This window comes from Pseudoalteromonas sp. SCSIO 43101, assembly GCF_023650775.1.
GTDB lineage: Bacteria > Pseudomonadota > Gammaproteobacteria > Enterobacterales > Alteromonadaceae > Pseudoalteromonas > Pseudoalteromonas apostichopi.
In genome coordinates this window covers 1,145,512-1,164,781 of sequence record NZ_CP072673.1, presented here as the reverse complement: position 1 = coordinate 1,164,781, position 19,270 = coordinate 1,145,512, and the positions used below count along the sequence as shown (strand labels likewise).

18 protein-coding genes are annotated in these 19,270 nt (G+C 40.2%); 7 read left to right on the top strand and 11 right to left on the bottom strand.

Features of this window, described 5'->3' with window-relative positions:
• Positions 1-221: 221 nt before the first annotated feature.
• Together J8Z25_RS05525 and J8Z25_RS05520 are read right to left on the bottom strand one after the other, a co-directional pair.
• A complete protein-coding gene (locus tag J8Z25_RS05525; protein WP_167657972.1) occupies positions 222-1,385 on the bottom strand; it encodes a GGDEF domain-containing protein in 1,164 nt (387 codons plus the stop codon).
• A 175-nt stretch (positions 1,386-1,560) separates the two neighbouring features.
• On the bottom strand, positions 1,561-2,211 hold the full coding sequence (locus tag J8Z25_RS05520) for a glutathione S-transferase family protein (RefSeq protein ID WP_130051995.1): 651 nt from the start codon (positions 2,209-2,211) through the stop codon (positions 1,561-1,563).
• Positions 2,212-2,312: 101 nt separating this feature from the next.
• On the opposite strand from J8Z25_RS05520, the gene J8Z25_RS05515 reads away from it, so the two are divergent.
• Positions 2,313-3,152 carry a LysR family transcriptional regulator gene (locus tag J8Z25_RS05515; RefSeq protein WP_250661804.1) on the top strand — a complete coding sequence of 280 codons (840 nt, stop codon included), beginning with the start codon at positions 2,313-2,315 and terminating at the stop codon, positions 3,150-3,152.
• A gap of 13 nt (positions 3,153-3,165) precedes the next feature.
• Here the strand turns inward: J8Z25_RS05515 and J8Z25_RS05510 are convergent, their stop codons facing one another.
• Entirely contained in the window at positions 3,166-5,169 is a 2,004-nt protein-coding gene (locus tag J8Z25_RS05510; RefSeq protein WP_250661803.1) for a winged helix-turn-helix domain-containing protein, read from the bottom strand.
• A gap of 130 nt (positions 5,170-5,299) precedes the next feature.
• Between J8Z25_RS05510 and J8Z25_RS05505 the strand changes: the two genes are divergently transcribed.
• Positions 5,300-7,306: a fused MFS/spermidine synthase gene (locus J8Z25_RS05505; RefSeq protein WP_250661802.1), complete on the top strand. Its 2,007-nt coding sequence runs from the start codon at positions 5,300-5,302 to the stop codon at positions 7,304-7,306.
• A 67-nt stretch (positions 7,307-7,373) separates the two neighbouring features.
• Here J8Z25_RS05505 and aroC read toward each other — a convergent pair whose 3' ends face one another.
• A complete protein-coding gene (aroC, locus tag J8Z25_RS05500) occupies positions 7,374-8,471 on the bottom strand; it encodes a chorismate synthase (protein WP_130051999.1) in 1,098 nt (365 codons plus the stop codon).
• Between the two features lie 65 nt (positions 8,472-8,536).
• Positions 8,537-9,472 (bottom strand): 50S ribosomal protein L3 N(5)-glutamine methyltransferase, encoded by a 936-nt coding sequence (gene prmB / locus J8Z25_RS05495; protein WP_130052000.1) that lies wholly within the window; start codon positions 9,470-9,472, stop codon positions 8,537-8,539.
• A 101-nt stretch (positions 9,473-9,573) separates the two neighbouring features.
• Between prmB and smrB the strand changes: the two genes are divergently transcribed.
• The gene (gene smrB, locus J8Z25_RS05490; protein WP_130052001.1) at positions 9,574-10,131 is read left to right on the top strand and encodes an endonuclease SmrB; all 558 of its coding nucleotides are present in this window, start codon (positions 9,574-9,576) and stop codon (positions 10,129-10,131) included.
• Between the two features lie 24 nt (positions 10,132-10,155).
• The gene (locus J8Z25_RS05485) at positions 10,156-11,076 is read left to right on the top strand and encodes an AEC family transporter (protein ID WP_130052002.1); all 921 of its coding nucleotides are present in this window, start codon (positions 10,156-10,158) and stop codon (positions 11,074-11,076) included.
• 2 nt (positions 11,077-11,078) lie between these two features.
• On the opposite strand, the gene J8Z25_RS05480 is transcribed toward J8Z25_RS05485, so the two are convergent.
• Genes J8Z25_RS05480 through sixA form a run of 4 tightly spaced genes read right to left on the bottom strand, consistent with a single transcriptional unit; the run spans position 11,079 to position 13,146 of the window.
• Positions 11,079-11,813 carry an SDR family oxidoreductase gene (locus J8Z25_RS05480; protein ID WP_130052003.1) on the bottom strand — a complete coding sequence of 245 codons (735 nt, stop codon included), beginning with the start codon at positions 11,811-11,813 and terminating at the stop codon, positions 11,079-11,081.
• Positions 11,810-12,286, bottom strand: a complete 477-nt coding sequence (locus tag J8Z25_RS05475) for an ASCH domain-containing protein (RefSeq protein ID WP_239977151.1) — start codon at positions 12,284-12,286, stop codon at positions 11,810-11,812. Before J8Z25_RS05475 ends, J8Z25_RS05480 begins: the two co-directional genes overlap by 4 nt.
• Positions 12,270-12,620 carry a RidA family protein gene (locus tag J8Z25_RS05470; protein WP_130052005.1) on the bottom strand — a complete coding sequence of 117 codons (351 nt, stop codon included), beginning with the start codon at positions 12,618-12,620 and terminating at the stop codon, positions 12,270-12,272. Before J8Z25_RS05470 ends, J8Z25_RS05475 begins: the two co-directional genes overlap by 17 nt.
• 49 nt (positions 12,621-12,669) lie before the next feature.
• Entirely contained in the window at positions 12,670-13,146 is a 477-nt protein-coding gene (gene sixA / locus J8Z25_RS05465; protein WP_130052006.1) for a phosphohistidine phosphatase SixA, read from the bottom strand.
• 195 nt (positions 13,147-13,341) lie between these two features.
• Between sixA and J8Z25_RS05460 the strand changes: the two genes are divergently transcribed.
• Together J8Z25_RS05460 and J8Z25_RS05455 are read left to right on the top strand one after the other, a co-directional pair.
• Positions 13,342-16,062, top strand: a complete 2,721-nt coding sequence (locus J8Z25_RS05460) for an insulinase family protein (protein ID WP_167657964.1) — start codon at positions 13,342-13,344, stop codon at positions 16,060-16,062.
• A 176-nt stretch (positions 16,063-16,238) separates the two neighbouring features.
• Complete coding sequence (locus J8Z25_RS05455) at positions 16,239-18,353, top strand: sensor domain-containing protein (RefSeq protein ID WP_372799658.1); 2,115 nt, start codon at positions 16,239-16,241, stop codon at positions 18,351-18,353.
• On the opposite strand, the gene J8Z25_RS20790 is transcribed toward J8Z25_RS05455, so the two are convergent.
• Positions 18,350-18,472 carry a hypothetical protein gene (locus tag J8Z25_RS20790; protein ID WP_256854814.1) on the bottom strand — a complete coding sequence of 41 codons (123 nt, stop codon included), beginning with the start codon at positions 18,470-18,472 and terminating at the stop codon, positions 18,350-18,352. The two genes, J8Z25_RS05455 and J8Z25_RS20790, sit on opposite strands and share 4 nt — an antisense overlap.
• Before the next feature lie 10 nt (positions 18,473-18,482).
• Positions 18,483-18,608 (bottom strand): hypothetical protein, encoded by a 126-nt coding sequence (locus J8Z25_RS20785; RefSeq protein WP_256854756.1) that lies wholly within the window; start codon positions 18,606-18,608, stop codon positions 18,483-18,485.
• Between the two features lie 157 nt (positions 18,609-18,765).
• Between J8Z25_RS20785 and J8Z25_RS05450 the strand changes: the two genes are divergently transcribed.
• Positions 18,766-19,242, top strand: coding sequence for a DUF4234 domain-containing protein (locus J8Z25_RS05450; protein WP_167657963.1), 477 nt, complete (start codon positions 18,766-18,768; stop codon positions 19,240-19,242).
• Positions 19,243-19,270 lie beyond the last annotated feature (28 nt).

The following is a 19,270-nucleotide window of genomic DNA, read 5'->3' as shown; positions in this document are numbered from 1 at the left end:
AATAATGCAAACTTATCGCCACAATACCGGTGAGTAAGCTAGCAAGGGCAAAAACCAGCAATACACTTGCCCTAATTGAAATTTTATAGCCTTCCGCCTGGCGTGTTAGCATTCGCGACTCCTTGCTTGCTAATAATTCAGATTAAATTAATAGAAAAGAATGTATAAAGATTATACTTAAACGAGCATAAGGTACATATTTTGTACTTATATTTAGGCTATTAAAATTTAATAACTAATTGATTCCGTCCTGCATCTTTAGCCTGATAAAGTGCAGCATCAGCTCTGGAGATAACTGACTTTTGCTCCTCTTCTTTCATTACGGTTAAGCCAAAACTTGCACGTATTGCTAAAGATAACTCACCAACCTCGCACATTTCACTATTCATCCTTGCGATCATAGTATTAATAATAACAGTTGCATCTGACACTGAGCATAGTGGTAGCACAATAACAAATTCTTCACCGCCAAATCGATATACATCATCAGAGGAACGTAATGAGTCAGTTAAAAAAGCAGAAAAACGCTGCAATACAACATCACCTACCTCGTGACCATGGGTATCGTTAACACGTTTGAAGTAATCAATATCAGCTAAAATAACACATACTTGCTTGGACTCGCCTTGCTGCTGTTTAACCATCCGCTGATATTCTTCATAGGCATTATCAAAAGCACGACGGTTAGGTAACTGAGTAAGGGCATCTTTAAGGGCTTGGCTTTTCATCTCATGGGCAAGCTGAGCAAGCTGGGTGTTCCTTACAAAAAGTTCTCTACGGATAATATGTTCATGAGCAGCCATGATCATACCTGCTAAGTTTGCTGCCACATGCGCTAAAACCACCATGTAAAAAGAGTGGTTAGATATTTCTTTACTGAAATAGATAACAGAGATAGCAAGAGCACTATATGAAATACTTAAAAATACCGATAACTTAATTGAAACCAAGGTCGAGAAATAAAATGTGATCAAGATGATCACATCAAAAAACATATGCAAAATATAGAAACGCTCATAAGTGATAGCCATAAATTGCATGTTCAAAAATAAAAACAGCATAAACACAGATATCACCAAACGAAATGACTGGATGCTTTTAATATAATTCAGAGCAAAAGCACTAAGAATACAAACTGAGACCATAATAGCTCGGCCGATTAAAGCGGTTTCTGGCCAAAATGAAGCCTGTATAATCATCTTATCGAAGAAGGTTACAAGCGCAGTGACTAATGCAATTGTACAGCACAAAAATTGCGCTATTTTTTTATCTTGACCGAATTTACTTTGTAAAAAGACATGCTCTACCTCAAGCGACTTAAATTGACAGGCATAGCGCTCAATTGTCATATCTTGATTTAATAATTTTGCTGCAAAAGCGCCCATAAATAAATGCCTACTACGAAAGGAAATGTGGGATGTTCGATTAAAGAGCAACTACTCTAGTATAGTGTGTGTGCTCATTAATTGAACTAGTATTTTTGTATAAAAATATGCCAAAAAATCCCACGCAAAAGTATAATAGGCAATAAAATTAATAGTTAGAAATTCTCAATATCGGCTAGTTAATTTCCTCACCTGCTTCATCACAGTCAACGATATCTGTTTCCTTAAGAGCTTCGCTAATCCAGATTTTGATAACCGGGCAAGCAAGTAGATGCTGGCAATAAGTTTGTGCAGCACACGATAGCTCAACTTGATACGTTTTAAAACGAAGTACTACAGGTGCGAACATCGCATCAACAATAGAGAAACCGCCAAATAACCACATATTAGGATAACTTTGTTGCTGAGAAGAAAATATCTCATCGATACGAGCGATATCTTTTTTAGCTTGTTCTGATAATTCAACATGCCTTTTAGCACGAATATTCATTGGCATTTCATTACGAAGTGCAGCAAAACCAGAGTGCATCTCGGCAGCTAGACTGCGCGCTTTTGCTCTTTGGGCTATTTCACTAGGCCAAGCGGCACCATTTAGATAAGCATCATTGATGTATTCACAAATAGCGAGTGAGTCCCACACGGTTAACTCAGCATCAATAAGTGCCGGTACTTTTTGCACGGGAAACTTATTTTTTAATGCTTCATAAAATTCAGGCGTATCTAAAACCAATTGTTGCTCTTTAAAAGAAACATTGAATTTACTTAGTAAATACCACGCTCGCAATGACCAAGTTGAGTAGTTTTTATTGCCAATAAATAATTGCATTGTACTTCCTTTAACGTTTAGATTAGGCTCACTATAAAACAGCAATTGGGCAATTACTCGCCAATTGTTTTTATAGTACCTATAAGAAAAGCTGATACATTATGGATATTGATGCCCTTAGAACATTTTGCGCCTTCGTCGATACAGGTAGTTTCACCCGTGCTGCAGCACAAATTTCCAGAACCCAATCTGCGGTAAGTATGCAAATGAAAAAGCTTGAACAGGACCTCGCAAGTTCACTCTTTGAAAAGCAAGGTCGTCAGCTGGTGCTAACCCATCAAGGCCACCAGCTAGCAAGTTATGCGAAGCAACTGATAGCCCTTCATGATGAAGCCTTTAAACAATTAAAAGCAGGTACTGGCAATTTACGTGTGCGCATCGGCTGTCCTGACGACTATGTCCACTCTTTACTACCACAGCTTGTTTGTGCCCTACACCAACAGTTTGATGCCTTAGATATACAGATAAGCTGCGCCCCAAGTTCTGAGCTTAGAGCCAAACTAGACCAAGGTATGCTCGATTTAGTTGTTGCCACTCGCTCACCAGACAGCGAAGAAGGTTACTTATTGCAATCAAGCCAAGGCGTATGGGTGAAAAGCCCCGCTTTTGAGATTGAAGATTCAACCCCACTTCCTATTGCCCTGTTTCAACGAGACTGTAAGTTTCACCAAGCCAGTATTGAAGGTCTCTTAAAAACCGAGCGTCGTTTTAATATTATTGCCTGCTGTGGATCAGCAGGTGCATTACATGGCTTAATTGAAAAAGGGTTGGCAATCGGCAGCATGGCGCGAATAAGCATGCAAAAAGGTTTGGAAGAAATCAGCGATAATTCGTTACCAGTACTGCCTATGATTGATATCGTACTGTTGTACGGTAATCATGCCCACAATCCACTCAATCATGAACAGCTTAAGCAGCTTGTGGAGTTGATTAAGACGTAAAGAACATATCAAGCTACTGAAGTTTTACTAACTTACGAGTTCTATAAGGTTCTGTAAGATATAAAAACTCTTTTAAATCATGAGCACTGTTGATCAACATATGTTGCTTAGGTTGTGTTAACTGCCAACTTTCTGTTTCAGCAGTTGCCAAATCGATACGCTGGAAATTAATTGTATCTGCATGCTCCATTGTTACTGCTAATTGCTGGTCACTAACAGATATACCAATAATGTCATTGCTAGCTGCTTGCCAAACAGTTTCTATATTTCCACGGGTATTAACTCGAAACACTTCATTGCTATTTGAGAAGTAGATCTGATCTTGCTCATCTAAATCCATACCATAACAGCTTAAACGTTTCCCTGAGCCTGTGAATGGTGTCAACGTTAAGCTTGTTAAATCGAATTTTGCTGGATGAAACGTCTGTCCATCCTCTGCTCGATACGAAACTAAAATCGCGTCTTCATTGTGATACATTTCTCTCAAATAAAAAGAGTGATTTCCATGAGGTATTGTTTCATAAGTGCCACTGTTTAAATCAATTTTAAACAGTGTATCTTTACTTGCGGTGTAAACCTGCCGTGCGTCTTGGCTCCAAACAATGCCAAATAACTCATGGTTATCAGGGTTAGCAAAAATGCGCGTTTGCTTGCCACTATCGTATAAAAATAATTGTTTTAATCCAAAACGATGAGACTCAAAAACAAATTTCGTTGAGTCTGGCGAAAACACGGGTAGAAAGTCGATTGATGAGGTATCTACGAGTTTAGTCAATTTGTCAGGGTTAGCACGTGTTTGGCTAACAATATCTACATCAACATTCACTAACTCCATCAAAATGGCTTCAGCGTCTGGTGTGTACTGGGCATCACGAATTATTTGATAATTATTAAATGAAATTAGCTGAAGCTCACCATCAAGATCTAGATTTACAAGCTGATTTCGTTGGCTAATTAATAGCGCTTGATTATTCGGGTGCCAACTTAACCCTTGAATACCGTTTTCTATGATAGCAATAGTTTGTGTTTTTTTACTGGCTAGGTCGAGTACATCAATACGGTATTTATTTTGCCCAGCCTCAATCCCCATCGCGACTTTACTACCATCTTTCGATAACGCATTAACGAGCAACCAATCTTGCTGTGTAGCAGCTAGTAACTGTGTCTTTTGTTTAGATTCTAAGTTAAGTGAAACGAGTCGAGTATCGTTGTTTAGTTTATCTTTTTCTATGTAATAGAGCAGCTTATCAACATGCCAATCGATGTGGTGACTGGTTAAAACGGTGTCATTAAAAACACTCACAGTCGCTTGTTCTAATGGCTGAAATTTAGATAAATCAATGCTTATAGTGTTTAGATGTTGTTTCTGCTCTGTACTTTTCACAAATGCAATCGCATTATCGGAGGTCGACCACCCCAAAGCGTAGTAGCTTGCAGCATCTTCAGTCAGCCTCACTTCTCGCTCAGTCGCAAGCTCTTTAATCCAAATCTGCTGACTTCCTTTATTACCTCGAACAAAAGCAAGGTACTTACCACTGTGTGAAAGTGACAAATTAGCTTCATTTAGTTCACTCGAAGTGAGTGGCATCAACTGAGTAAAGTAAGCAGTATCTTGTTGTTTAGGCACTAGTTGCCACGCAATAGCAATAAAGCTAACTAGTAAAACAAACAGCAACAGAACATGTTGCGCTTTTAATTTTTTGCCTGGCCCCTGTGTTACTTTCTCAAGGCTATAACCGCGCTTAGGGTGTGTAATTATAAACTGTGGGTTCTTGGCATCTTCTTGGAGTGCTTTTCGTAGCAATGCTATACAACGCTGTACCGAACTGGGGTTATAGGTAGCATTAGGCCACACTTTTGCAAAGATTACTTCTTGGCTTACAACTTCACCTTTATTTAAATAAAGGGTATGTAATACATCCATGACCTTTGGCTCGACTATTTGCTTATAATCTTGCGATGAAATTAAACATCGACTCTCATCAATTGCAAACTTGCCGATTCGATAACGCGCCACTTACTTCTCCAATAAATATTTACGAATCAAAGATTAAGGTTTTCTTAAGAGAAACTCAAGGGTTACTCCATTGTCACTTTGCTCTGGCTATTGGATTGTTTTTGCTATCTCAAAATAGGTAATAAAAACAATGTATAAATATTTATCAACGCTCACTATTTTCATCAGTGCTTTTTTAATTTTTCAAATCCAACCGATGCTTTCAAAGCAACTGCTACCACAATTTGGTGGTGGTGCCTCTATCTGGTCAGCGAGTTTAGTGTTTTATCAAGTCATGTTACTTATTGGCTATTTCTATGCGCATAACATGGGTCGTTTTCATATTAAGTTGCAGGTAGTCATCCATATAGTTTTAGTCACCTTTGCCACACTCATTGTTGTGACAGAGTTTGCAGCCCCAAATCTCACAAATTGGCCGCCTGCGCTTGCGGTGTTTGTTAATTTATTTATAGAAATTGGTCCAATATTTATTCTACTGAGCGCTACCAGCGTACTTTTACAAAGATGGTATGTGCAAACTGCTTCAGCACAGGTGCCTTACCATTGGTATTCCATCTCAAACTTGGGTTCTTTACTGGCGTTAATGAGCTACCCGCTCGTTTATGAATTACTATTTTCTTTAGAGCAGCAAACTACCTACTGGCTATTTGGACTTATCAGCTACTGCTTGTTATTAGCACTTCTAGTAATATTTTTACTAAAAAAAGCACCCGATTTATCAAGAGAGTCTATTCAGACTAGGCCTGTCACATTATTAAAAGGTAAAGGTCAATGGCTGTTATTAAGTGCCTTAAGCTCAGCCATGTTGGTATCTACCACGCATATGATCAGCACTAATATTCCCCCCATGCCATTACTTTGGTCGTTACCTCTTGTAATTTACTTGCTCACCTTTAGTTATACGTTTGCCAACAAAGCAAATTATCAGCGTCATGTTTGGGCATATGCGTTTATATTTTCGGCTTTTGCAGGTCTGCTGATGTTTTATTTTGGCAGCTTATTCAATGCCCTGGCCCAGCTTATAATTTACAGCATGATTCTATTAACCGCCGGTATGGTCTGTCATGGTGAGCTGAGAAACAAAGCCCCTGAAAACGAGCAATTTACCGTTTTTTATTTTTATATCGCCCTTGGCGGTGTGTTAGGTTCGCTTTTCAGTACGCTCATTGCCCCATTGCTATTTGTCCAGATTGACGAGTATTTACTTACATTAGCGGTTATTTTTAGTTTTGTGTGTTACTACCAAATAAAAGCTAAAACAAAGACAAAACAGCTCAAATTCACTCTCGCAACCAGCTCAGTTACTTGGTTAGCATGCTATTGTTTTTTAGCGGTAAACTTTAACCAATATAACGTTGCGACTAGCCGCAACTTTTATGGCTATTTAGCGGTTAAAGATATAAACACTCAATCAATAAAAGAAAGGCGCTTAATTGACGGCACCACGATTCATGGCTCAGAGCCACTAAATCCAAGCCAACAGTTTGGGCAAAGTTATTACCACCAGCATACTGGTGTCGCTAAATCACTTGCCATACTAAAGCAACACAGCGCACTAAACATTGGCGTGATTGGTTTGGGTGCAGGCGTATTAGCTCGGTTTGCAGACCAACAGGATAGTATTCACTTTTTTGAGTTAAACCCTGCTGTATACGAGATGGCAAAACGTTATTTCTCATATCTTGAAAACAGTGAAGCCAAGCTCACAGTCAGCTTAGGTGATGGTCGTATTGCACTAAAAAATAATGCAAACGAAGTATTTGATGTCTTAATAATTGATGCGTTTTCAAGTGATGTAATTCCTGCGCATTTGCTAACCCAAGAAGCAATGTCACTTTATTGGCAGAGGCTCAATGAAAATGGCGTATTGATTGTGCATATTTCAAATAATCATATCGACTTACTGCCTGTATTACAGGCACATAGCCAACACTTCAATAAGGCTATGTTAAAGTTTAGCTATCAAGGCCATACCCCATCAGACATAGGCTCAGACTGGGTGGTGCTAACTGATAATCAGGCTTTTTTAAATCGTGTATCTATCAGTGATTTGTCGCCCATTAAACGCTACCCACATAACGAGCTGGCAATGTGGACTGATAGCAAACACAGCCTACTTCCCTTATTAAAATTCTAACAGGCATAAAAAAGCGCGATGATATTATCGCGCTTATTAACTGCGTTTACTTTATTTAAAGCTGCGCTTAAATCGAACCTTTGATTGGTCCATGTTCATGGCTAACGTGTGGGTTTTGGCCACGTTGGCGCAATAAGTGATCCATTAAGGTAATCGCCATCATCGCCTCAGCGATAGGAATGGCACGAATACCTACACATGGGTCATGACGTCCTTTAGTGATCATCTCTACCGCTTCGTTGCTAGTATTAATGCTGTTGCCCGGTATGGTGATGCTTGAAGTTGGCTTAAGGGCGATTGAGGCAATGATATCTTGCCCTGTCGAGATACCTGCAAGTACACCACCTGCGTGATTTGATGTAAAACCATCTGGGGTTAACTCATCACGGTGCTCAGAGCCTTTTTGTTCAACCACATCAAAGCCATCACCAATCTCAACGCCTTTTACCGCATTAATACTCATTAATGAGTGTGCAAGCTCTGCATCAAGGCGATCAAATACTGGCTCACCAAGACCTACAGGAACATTTTTAGCAACCACTTTAACTTTAGCGCCTACCGAATCGCCTTGTTTTTTTAGGTCACGCATGTATTCATCAAGCGCTTCTAGCTTGCTGGTGTCTGGAAAGAAAAATGCATTGTTTTCCACCTCATCCCAGTTATAGTCTTCGGCTTTGATTGGCCCTAGTTGGCTCAAACATGCTCGAATTTCAATACCATGAAACTGTTTTAAGTATTTTTTCGCAATTGCACCTGCCGCTACACGAATAGCCGTTTCACGGGCTGAGGAGCGACCACCACCTCGATAATCACGGATACCGTATTTATGCCAATAGGTATAATCGCCATGACCTGGGCGAAACACTTCAGCGATTTTGCCGTAATCTTTTGAACGCTGATCGGTGTTTTCAATCAGTAAACCAATGCTAGTACCTGTGGTTTTACCTTCGAATACACCAGAAAGAATTTTTACTTCATCACTTTCGCGTCGCTGTGTTGTATAACGACTTTGCCCCGGCTTGCGACGGTCTAAATCAATTTGTAAATCGGCCTCGCTAATTTCAAGACCTGCTGGTGTGCCATCTACAACGCCGCCTAATGCAACGCCGTGGCTCTCACCAAAGGTGGACACTTTAAATAGTTGTCCGATGCTATTACCTGCCATTAACTTTCCTCATTCCTAATGACTACTGAGACCGAGCCCTCAGGCTCGGCTTTTAAAATTTGCTGTTAATCTGCGAAATACTTCACAAGCTGCTGTTTGCTGATTACAAACACGCCAAGGCCACCTTGTTCGAATTCAACCCACTCAAATGGTGCACCCGGGTACAGCGCTTCCATATGTACCATAGAGTTACCAACTTCGACAAATAACAAACCGTTATCAGTTAGATGCTCTGCGGCTTCCGCTAAAATGGTACGAGTCACATCAAGACCATCATGTCCCGATGCTAAACCAAGCTCTGGCTCGTGATGGAATTCACGTGGTAAATCAGCCATATCTTCAGCATCAACATAAGGTGGGTTAGCTACGATCAGATCGTACTTTTGACCCGGAACACCACTAAACACGTCTGACTGAATTGGCAGTACGCGGTCATTCAGCATGTAATCGCTAATATTAATATCAGCAACTTCTAGCGCCTCGTAAGAAATATCAACCGCATCAACCTGTGCATCTTCAAATGCTTGTGCAAGGGCAATGGCAATACATGCTGAGCCAGTGCATAAATCAAGAATGCGCGTTACCGACTCTGGCTCTTCTAACCAAGGAGCAAAACGATTATTAATTAGCTCTGCAAATGGTGAGCGAGGGATTAACACACGCTCATCAACATAAAACGGCATACCTGCAAACCACGCGATGTTGGTCAGGTATGGTACTGGCGTACAATCATTAATACGCTCTGCAATTAGTTCAGCTAAACGGCTTTTCTCGGTGCTGGTTAAACGCGCATGCATTAGCTCTTTAGGTGCATCGATTGGCAAGCTTAGTGCAGGTAATAAAAGGCTAACTGCTTCATCCCATGCGTTGTCTGTGCCGTGCCCAAAGAAAATACCACTGCTGGCGAATTGACTGGTTGTCCAACGTAACCAATCATGCAACGTTGAAAGTTCTGCAATTGCCTCGTCTAAAATTGCGTCTTCTATCTGGAAATGGTTCATGTATGTTCCTTAACTTTCAAAGTCTGTTCTGACGCGTATTGTACCGTCTTTTCAGTTGGTTTTTACTCGATTTTTAGCGTTTTTTTGTTTAGACTGCCGCCATGAAAAAAGATCCCCACGCCAACAATCACATTAGCACTGACGATATTGACTTATTTCGTCAGAGTATCAGTGGTGCCAAAGCATTTAAACAAGACACTATTCGATTCACCAATAAGCCTAAAGTGTCACAAGCGAAACAATTTTCCCAGCAAAAAAAGCAACATCAGGCAGAATTTTTCTTTTCTGATGAATATGTACCAGACATAGATACTCATGGAACTGTGAGTTATGTCAAACCTGGTCATGATAGCTATTTGGCAAAGCAACTTCGTCGTGGAGATTACCCACCTGATTTAACCCTTGATTTACATGGCTTAAATAAAGAATTAGCCAAAGATGAGCTGGCTGGTTTAATTCATGAGTGTAAAAAGCAGCATTACTATTGTGCCTGTGTCGTGCATGGCATTGGTGAACGCATACTCAAACACAAAGTGCCGCAATATTTAGTACAACACCCTGATGTGATTGCTATGCACCAAGCACCTCTTGAATTTGGCGGTAAAGGTGCTGTGCTTATTTTAATTAACCTTCCACAAAGTGATGAATTCAGACGCTAACGTCTTCTTGTCATAAGGCTTAATGTGCATATTTTTTCGATTATCTTTCCACTGATTTTTATCGTGTTAAGTGGTTATATCAGTTCTCGTAGCAGGTTTTTATCGAAAGAACATATAGCAGGGTTAAGTAAGTTCACTTTTTATATTAGCGTGCCAGCGTTTCTATTTTTAAATATGGCACAAGCCGATTTACAAAGTAGTGTTTCTGTTGCGGGCTTTTTAAGTTTTTACTTTCCAGTATTGGCTATTTACGCCCTTGGCTATGTTATTGACCGCTATTTCATTAAGAAACAATCTGCAGCATCACATCACGCAGTTTTTGCCCTTGGCAGTAGTTATTCAAATACAGTGCTGGTAGGTTTGCCAATTATTATTGCGGCACTTGGCGAGCAAATGGTCGGTATTGTGTTTATGATCATTACTTTTCATAGTGCACTTTTGTTTACACTAACCTTTTTACTTAGTGCTAAATCGCAGCAGTCTTTTTCTTGGCGAGCATTTGCTAAAAACATGCTGCTGAACCCTGTGGTGTTAAGTATCAGTAGCGGCCTTGCTGTTAACTTACTTGGTTTTACACTTTTTGATGATTTAGCAAATGGCCTCACCCTACTTGCCAAACCTGCCATTGCCTGTGCGTTATTCGTATTAGGAGCAAACCTTGCGTTTTATAAGGTGTCAGACAACTTACAAGCATCACTCATCGCAACCATCATCAAGCTTGCCGTGTTACCGTGCGGAGTCTACTTTTTTGCCAACTACGTCTTTCATCTAGAACAATCGTTACTAAACGTGCTGGTACTTTTGAGCGCTTCTCCTTTAGGTGTAAACGCCTATCTAATCGCTAATCAAATTAAGCAACATCAAGCAACACTCGCAAGTGCTGTGGTGCTCTCAACGGTATTAAGTGTTGTAAGCTTTAGTGTTTGGTTAAGTATTTTACTTTAGTTTTATAAGCCACCTGATACATCTATAAAACTGCCGGTTGTGAATGATGCTTGCTCACTTGCCAAAAAGTAAATTGCTGAGGCGACCTCGTCAGCTTCACCACCTCGCCCTAGCGGTAACTTAGATTTTAACCTATTAACTCGGTTTGCTTCACCGCCATCGCGGTGCATATCGGTATAAATAAGGCCTGGCCTTACCGCGTTTACCCGAATAGCTTTACTGGCGACTTCTTTAGCAAGGCCGATCGTGAAGGTATCAAGCGCTCCTTTAGATGCAGCATAATCTAAATATTCATTTGGCGAGCCTGTGCGCGACGCACCTGATGAAACATTCACAATACTGCCTTTATTCATACGCTTAATTGCTTCTCGTGCACACAAAAATGCGCCTGTAACATTGCAACTTAAAATGGCGTTAATGCGCTTTGCATCCATCTCTAAAAGCGGCATTTGCGGCATCATCATTGCTGCATTGTTAACCAGTACATCTAAACGTGGTGCCCAAGTATCAAGCTTCGCAAACATTGCCTTCACTTGCTGCTCATCAGCAACATCGGCTTGTATAGTAAACGCTTTAACGCCCAGTTTTTCTATTTCTTTGGCAACTTGCAAAGCACTGTGCTGATCCGACTTATAGTTGATACATACATCATAACCATGCTTGGCAAATAACTTTGCCGTTGCAGCGCCTATACCACGGCCGCCCCCGGTAATAAAAACCACAGGATTCGAACTCATTCTGATTCCTTGAAAACTAACTTAAACTGCTCACACACCAATGGCATATCAGGATGACATTGATAATCCGTACCTGCTAGCTCTCGCTGATAATAATCCCAATGCACACGCTGCCAGTATGCAAGACTTTTGTCGCCCTCGCCTTCTAATGCAGCGTAATCTGCACTTATTTGATTATATGGGATGATGGTCACTGAGACAGTTTCAATAATGCCTAAGGGCTGTCCGTGCCAATTGGTAAAAATGGCTAAATCACCGACCTCAGGAAGAGCCTCATTATTTGCTTCGAACCAATATAATGAAGGGGTTGTTGCTTGCTTTTCGCCACTTAAAACCAGCAATGCGCAGTCATTGGCATCTTGCTCATTATCGCAAAAATGCCAACTCGGTAGTTCAATAATTGCGCGTCCTGATTGCTCGTTAAATCGAGCAATCAAATGCGCTTTACGCCGTTCGTTACTTAACTGCTGCAACAACAGAAATCTCTACGAGCAGAACATCACGCGCCATTTTTGCCTCAACACAAGCGCGAGCTGGAGCATGCCCTTGAGGTACCCATGCATCCCAAACTGCATTCATCGCTGCAAAGTCTTCCATGCTTTTTAAATAGATGGTGGCGCTTAGCATATGCTCTTTGCTACTACCCGCTTCAGTAAGTAAAGCTTCTACCTTATCGAGCATAGTTTGAGTTTGTTCGGTGATATCTTTTTCAGCATCAGCACAAACTTGTCCGCATAGGTATACTGTGCCGTTATGCTTGACGATGCGGCTCATACGCGCACCGGTTTGTAAACGTTCGATTGTCATAGTAAGAACTTGAAAAATTAACAGTGGCGCTAATTTAGCAAATCCACTGTTAGATTTCGACGTTATTTGGCGAGTGAATACTGAGGTAGTGGCTGCGCTGTTTGTGTTCATCATATTCGATAACTGCAACCGCGCCTGTATTGAAAATAGGCATATGACCTGGACTTAACTGATCAACTAAATAGCTAACAATTGGCATATGGGCAACGATTAACCAGGTGTTGCATTGTGGATGCATAGCAATCAGAGTTTCCAAGTAATCAGCAGCAATTTGTGGAACACCATCAGGGGTAATATCGCTGCAAGTTTCATTAAATTTTAACGAAATATGTTGTGTAGCATCAGCAGCCGTTTGTTGTGCACGAATGTAAGGACTCACCAACAAGGCATCGGGTTTATGATAGGTTGCTAACCACTGCCCCATACGACTGGCTTCATAGTGACCGGTCTCGGTAAGTTGTCTTGCTGCATCATCTGCTTGCATTGGCGTAGCTTCGCCATGGCGCATGATTAAGATTGTTTTCATAAAAAATCAACCGATTAAAGAATATAAAACAGTAGCCAGTTTGCTTGATTGTCCGCTATATTAGAATATCATCACTAGATACATTAAACATCCGCTTATGATATTCAGGTAGATTTTCGTAGCTCTGTCTTTTTTAGCTTTCCTGAAAATATCATCTGTTGTTAGGACATTAACGCACTCTTTCAGGAGCATCTTTTGAATATCAGCCGCAATGATAACAGAACATATCAACCCCTAACACTGGACAATGGTCTAAAAGTACTTTTAGTGCAAGACTTAGAATCAACAAAATCAGCGGCTTCTATGGCTATCAACGCAGGCCATTTTGACGATCCTCTTGATAGACAAGGCCTTGCACATTTTTTGGAACATATGCTTTTTTTAGGCACAGACCTGTACCCGGAGTCGGGTGGTTTTTCTAATTTTGTATCACAATCTGGTGGCAACACTAACGCGTGGACAGGCACAGAGCACACATGCTACTTCTTTGATATTAAAAACCAACAGTTTGCTGAAGCATTAGCACAATTTAGCCGTTTCTTCATAGCACCATTACTAAACCCTAAAGAAACAACTAAAGAGCGTAATGCCATAGATGCTGAGTTTAAGCTAAAAATAAAAGATGATGGCCGACGCATCTATCAGGCTCACAAAGAAACAGTCAATCCAGCCCACCCTTTTGCAAAGTTCTCGGTCGGTAACCAGCAAACCCTCGCTGATCGTGAAGGCTGCATAAGTGATGAGTTACGTGCTTTTTTCGATAGCCATTATCAAGCTCAGTGGATGACACTTGTGATATGTAGCAATGAAGATATTGCGACAATGACTGCTTGGGTAAAACAGTTTTTCAGCGAAATTAAAGGTCAACCAAAAAGCAAAGAGATAATAGAACAGCCACTTTACCGTAAACAAGACTTAGGTAAGGTGTTACACATTGAACCACATAAACATATGCAAAAGCTGATCATTAGCTTTGCAATGCCTAATATTGACGACTTTTATCGTCACAAAACCGTTAGTTTTATTGCTCACCTACTCGGTTACGAAGGCAAAGGATCACTGTACTCTATTTTAAAAGAGCAAGGCTGGATAAATGCCCTTTCTGCAGGTGGGGGCATTAACGGTAGTAACTTTAAAGACTTTAACATCAGCATGGCTTTAACTGATGAAGGTATTGAGTACTATGAAGATATCGTAGAGATGGTGTTTGAGTATATCTGTTTAATAAACCAAAACTGCGATAAATTGCCACGTCTTTATCAAGATAAAAAGAATCTCTTACAAATTGCCTTTGATAACCAAGAAAAAGCTCGCTTAATTGATTGGGTTAGTAATTTAAGCATAAATATGCAGCATTACGATGAAGCTAATTATGTACAAGGCGATTATTTAATGGACGGCTTTAACCGTTGCGCTCACGAAATTGCCATGCAATGGCTCACACCTGACAATATGCGCTTGGTCTTAATTCATCCAGGTGTAGAACCAGAGCACACCACAGCTTGGTACAACACCCCCTATAAAGTGGAAGATATCTCGACAAGTTGGTTAGAAGCACTCAGTGAAATTAACACGCCATTGCCACAGATGTGCTTACCAAGTGCTAATCCATACCTCACTAAAGATGTTGAACTACTGCCATTAGAGAAACCAACTAGATCGCCTGAATTGTTAGTCAAAAAAGAAGGCTTTGACTTTTGGTTTAAACAAGATGCTACTTTTCGAGTGGCTAAAGGGCATTTTTACTTAGCGATGGACTCAACCTTTGCCATTAAAGATGTTAAACATATGGCCCTCACTCGTTTGTTTGCAGACTTGTTTATGGACAGTGTTGCTGAGCAATTTTATCCGGCAGAACTGGCAGGCCTTAGCTATCACTTAACATCTCACCAAGGCGGCTTGACCTTGCATACCGCAGGTCTTTCATCGAGCCAGTTAGAGCTAGTTAACGAATTACTTGAAGCTCTATTTAATGTTGAGATATGTGCAAAACGCTTTGCTGAATATAAAAAACAACTTGTTAGACACTGGCGAAACAGCAATCAAAACAAGCCTGTTAGTGAATTATTTAGTATTTTGGGTGCGCAAGTTATGCCGTGGAACCCAGAGCCTAACGCGCTCGCACAGGCTTTAAAGGATACTAGCTTTCATCAATTCAATTGCTTTAGAAATGAGTTTTTTAAAGCTTTGCATGTTGAATGTTTTTTACATGGTAACTGGCAACGAAGTGATGCGCTTAAGTTTCAAAAGCAAATTACTGAACACTTGTCTGGTAGCACCACTATCATTGATTTAACGCGACCACTTAATAATATTACCGAAGTGGAGCAACAGCGCTTCACGTTAAATTGTAGTGATCATGCGATGGTACTTTACTATCAAGCTCAAACTGATAACACCACCGAAAAAGTGCAAATGATGGTACTTAATCACTTGATAAATCAAGACTACTTTAATGAATTAAGAACCAAGCAACAACTAGGCTATTTAGTCGGTGCTGGCTATGCACCTTTTAACACACGCGCTGGTATCGCTTTTTATGTTCAGTCACCTAAACATAGTGCTGATGAGATTCTTCAACGTCACCAACAATTTATTAATAATTATGTGTCGCAAATAAATAACATATCTGAGCAGCAGTGGCTCGACACCAAAGCAGGTCTTGTCACTCACATCGCTGAAAAAGATAAAAATTTACGCTTACGTTCGCAGCGTCTATGGCTAGCTATAGGCAATCGCGATACAGAGTTTAATATGCAACAGCAGCTTTTAGAGGCGCTTGATAAGTTAAGCCTAACCCAAATGCAGCAATATATTGCCGTAACGTTTAGTGACAACAGGCCAAGAATAGAACTTTTAAGCGAACCTAAGGACAAAAAACAGCCAAAAGCAACACTTTCTTCGCATTCTCTTTGACTCGAACGCGAGCTTAGATTAGATTAATTGTTGCGAATTACGGTAATGCATTAATGATAAAAATAATAAAAATGATTTCTGCTTTTTTAACAATAACTATGACTGGGATTTTTTCAGCATCCGCTAGTCCTATAGAGCTTGAACAGAGCACATTGCTGCTTATCCCAAGCGCTATTATGATGCTATTATTGCCGTACCTATTATTTGTCATTTTTAAATTAAAGCGCTCTCGAAAGCAACTGCGTATTTCAGAACATCGCTTAAAAAGTACCGTAGAAGGCAGTGGCGACACCCTCTGGGATTGGAATATTAAAACCGGAGAAGTGTTACGAATTAATGATAAATACACTTCAGATACTAATAATAGCAGCGGCTTCCCCCCTAACCGTGAACATATCCACCCTCACGATTTACAACACGTCGAAACAGCTCTTAAAAAACACTTTGCCGAACATACCGCCTTTTTTGAAGCGAGTTATCGCATTAAAGACACCCTAGGTCGTTGGCATTGGGTTCTAGATCGCGGCAAGATCATAGAAAAAGACGCAAACCTAAACCCTTTGCGAATGACAGGAACTGTGCGAGATATTTCTCAGCTCAAATCAACGGAAGCACGATTAAACCTATTTGCTAAATGCGTTGAGTCATTAACTGATGCTATCGCTATTTACGATAAAAACTTCAAGCTAGTTGACTTAAATCCAAGCTTCTTAACTTTGTTTGGTGGTAGCCGCGAACAATACTTAAAGAAAGAATTTACCCTAAATGGCTACGATCAAAGCTATGTAGATGAAATTAAAGCCACTGTAAAAGCGACAGAACACTGGCAGCAAGAGGTAAAACTTCGCAATGCGAAGAGGCAGCTGTTACCGATTGAAATTTCAATTGATGAGATTAAAAATGAGCACAATCAAATTTGCAACTATGTAGTTGTTTTTTCAGATCAAACTGAGCGTAAAAAAGCCGAATCACAATTACATAATTTATCGAACCGTGACCGCACAACGGGCTTACCAAACAGAAACTTGTTTTTCACAAACTTGAAGAAGCTCGCTAAGCAAGATAATCATCACGCTTTATTAGTCTTCGACTTAGATAACTTCAAAAAGATCAACGACTCACTCGGTCATCAGCTCGGTGATAGTTTGCTATCTAAGCTTGCGATGCGTTTGAATAAGTTAACCCGTGAAAAAGATGTGTTCTATCGCCTAGGGGGAGACGAATTTGCACTGGTAATGTCCGGAACTAACGATATTCATACCATTACTCGTATGGCTAAACTTTTTTTAGCGGCAATTGCCACACCGTTTAATATGGCTGGCCATGAACTTGTGATCACCTCAAGTGTGGGTATTGTGCTGTTTCCTGAGGATGGGAATACCCCAGAGTTATTGCTTAAAAATGCCGATACAGCCATGTATCACGCTAAGAAAAAAGGTAATAGCTACCTGTTTTTCAATGACACTATGAACCGTGAAGCAGTTAAACGCCTACAAATCGAAAACTTGATGCGCTACGGCCTAAAAGAAGATCACTTCGAAGTCTACTATCAACCGAAAATGAACATTCGCACAGGTAAGCTAGATGGTATGGAAGCACTGGTGCGTTTCATTACCCCAAAAAAAGGCGTGATCAGTCCAGGTGTGTTTATACCGATTGCTGAAGAAACTGGGCAAATTATCGAAATTGGTGAAGTTGTATTAAACAAGGCATGCCGAGACGTAAAAGCATGGATTGATCAAGGCTTATTTAATGGTCGTGTCGCGGTGAATTTATCGGCTAAACAGTTTAGCTTGCCTGATTTAACCACCCGTATTGATGTAATATTACAAAAGAATGAACTGCCCTCTTACTTCCTTGAGCTTGAGATCACAGAAGGCACCGTAATGGATGATCCAAACGAAGCTATTGCCGTAATGCGTTCACTCAGCGCCCGTGGTATACACCTTGCAATGGATGACTTTGGTACGGGTTATTCATCATTAGCGTACCTAAAACAGTTTCCGCTTAATACCTTGAAAGTCGATAAAGCCTTTATTGACGATATGCAATCTGAACGAGGCCGCAATATGGTCGACTCTATTGTGACAATTGCTCATAACCTTGATTTACATGTGGTTGCAGAAGGTGTGGAACAAGCTGAACAAATAGCTATGTTAGAACAGTTAAAGTGTCAGACAATACAAGGCTACTATTATTCTAAGCCATTATCTCAGCCAGAATTTACCGCATTCTTGCAAAAGCAACTTGATAAGTCAGCGCCGAGTCTATTAAAAACCGTAAAAGCTTAAGGTCGCCAGCCACATGACTTGCGGCCAACATGGCGTACAAATGCGCGGCGATAGTGCACATTAAACAAACACCAAGCTACGGGCCCCAGCACACCACCTAACAGCATCCAACGTTTCACTGGCATCCCTTTAGAAAGAGACTCTAAATACATAACCACTATAAAAATACAGCTCAAAAATATAAATAGCACAAAGCACCTCATTAAAATCAGCGGCAGTGTACATAATTTCATCAAGCATTGAAACTTCACGCATGCTATAGCCTCTATAAGGCCTATTTATGCTCGCTTTAATACTCTTTAGCTTTGTCATCTAGGTTATTGAAACAATGTACAAAAACCAACCATTTTGCTATTATAGGGACGTGCGGTTAGCACAAAGGAATATACAAAAATAATCATGAGGAATCGTTATGTCTGAAGAATCAGCTAACATTTATGCAGCGCCAGAAGCCGAACTTACTCAACAAAATAATGGCGGAAATAAACCAATTTTGAATTTTGATCGTTTCTCAGCTTGGGGCGTGTTTTTTTTAAGTCTTATCACATTGGGAATTTACTCAATATATTGGCTTGTAAGCCGAACAAATAAGGCAAACATGCTTGCTAAACATAAAGTAAACCAAAACTTAGTTTATGGTTATATTGTACTTTATGTAATCAACTTTGCTTTAGCATTTACAGCTATTCCAGAAGTAATATCTTCTATCTTTTCAATCATTACTTTTATTGTTGGTCTAGTATTCATTTTCTCGTTAAGAACTTCACTTCAAGAGCTTATTAATGAAGGCAGCAATGAACCTGTGCACTTAAGTGGCATACTTACATTTTTCTTTTATGCTATTTATTTCCAATACAAAATTAATGAAGCTATTGATAATCAGAAATAACCATTTCGTTATCTAATAAAAAAGGCAT